Genomic DNA, 1613 nt, shown 5'->3' with positions numbered 1-1613 from the left:
CGAGCGAAGTGGGCGTCGTGGCCAACGAACAGGTGCCGCGCGCGAAGCTTGTCGACAAGGATGCGGGAGATGAACTCGCTGGGCGATTGCTCGGAAAACTCGCGGGTAAACTCGCTCCAGACCACGACCTTCACACCCAGCTCGGCCAGCAGGGCGCACTTCTTCTCGAAGGTCGTCAGCACGCACACCGCCTGGGGTCCCTGCAGCACTTTGCGGGGGTGCGGCTGGAAGGTGTAGACCATCGGCAGGACGCCCAGTTCCTCGGCCTTTTCCACCAGCTGGCGGCAGATTACGCGGTGTGCCAGATGCACGCCGTCGAAATTGCCGATGGCAATGGCGGCGGGGCCGAGCTCCCCGTCGCGCAGGTGGGAGGCGTTGTGGACTTCAATCTGGGTCATTGGCCTTGTGCGTCACGCCCGCGAATTCGCGGGCGAGGGGGCGATCATAGTCGGAGAATCGCTCTCTCGCACCTGTTTTGCTGCATTTCTTTCAGGGCTCGGAATCTTCCTGAACCGAGTTCACGCTCGCGCGCAGGCGGCCGCGCTGCAGACGCAGCTCGATTTCGTCGCCGGCAGAGACCTGGGACGCCTCGCGGAGCACGCCGCCGCCGGGAATCTCAGCCACCGCGTAACCGCGCGAGAGCACCTTGAGCGGGCTCAGCGCCTCCAGCACGCCGCCTTGGGCGATCACGCGCTCACGCTCGGTGGCAAGACGCGTATGGGTAGCGGCCAGCAGCTCGCGGTGGAGAGCGGCCACTCTCTGGCGCTGCATTCGAAGGGTTCCCCGGGGATTTTCCGACCACAGGCGTCGCTCGAGATCACCCGCGCGCCGGCGCGCGCGCTGGAGCGGCGCCCTGACCGAATCGAGCAGGGCTTCCTCTGACTCGTCAACGCGGCGGCGGTAGCCTGCCAGCGCAAGGCGCGGGTCGGCCAGCACGGCGCGGGCGTCATGGACCGAGACCCGGAGCTCGCGCACCCGGGCGGCCATCCAGCGGGAAAGGCGCGATTCGACGGCGCGCAGGCTGCTTTCGAGCTCGGCCTGCACGGGCACCACGATCTCGGCTGCAGCAGAGGGGGTCGGCGCGCGCACGTCGGCGACAAAGTCGGCAATGGTGAAGTCGGTTTCATGCCCGACGGCGCTCACAACCGGCACGGGTGAGGCAGCAATCGCGCGGGCGACGGGCTCTTCATTAAAGGCCCACAGGTCTTCGAGCGAGCCGCCGCCGCGGGCCACGATGATGACGTCGGAGTCCCCGCGCTCGTACAGATAGTGCAGCGCCCGGGCGATTTCCTCGGAGGCGCCCGCGCCCTGCACGCGCACGGGCCGGATCTGGAGGCTTACACCGGGAAAGCGCCGGAAAAGCACGTGGCAGATGTCGCGGACTACCGCGCCGGAGATGCTGGTTACCAGGCCGATGCGCCGGGGCAGGAAGGGAAGGGGGCGCTTGCGCTCGGCGGCGAAGAGCCCCTCGGCCTCCAGCTTGGCCCGCAGTTGCTCGAAGGCCAGTTGCAGCGCGCCCACGCCCTTGGGCTCCATGTGCTCGGCAATGAGCTGGTACTGGCCGCGCGGCTCGTAAACAGTGAGCCGGCCGCGGACGATCACTTCCATGCCGT

Annotated in this window: 2 protein-coding genes; both read right to left on the bottom strand. The window is 68.0% G+C overall.

Annotation, left to right across the window (positions count from 1 at the left end):
* Window positions 1-398 (bottom strand): bifunctional riboflavin kinase/FMN adenylyltransferase (locus KDH09_03925; protein ID MCB0218817.1); only part of this gene is annotated, 398 nt, incomplete at its 3' end.
* 91 nt (window positions 399-489) lie between these two features.
* The coding region (gene xseA / locus KDH09_03920) for an exodeoxyribonuclease VII large subunit (GenBank protein MCB0218816.1) at window positions 490-1613 on the bottom strand (1124 nt) is incomplete at its 5' end.

Source organism: Chrysiogenia bacterium, assembly GCA_020434085.1.
Taxonomy (GTDB): domain Bacteria; phylum JAGRBM01; class JAGRBM01; order JAGRBM01; family JAGRBM01; genus JAGRBM01.
The sequence above is the reverse complement of the archived record's forward strand: the minus strand, read 5'-3'. Positions and strand labels throughout refer to the sequence as shown.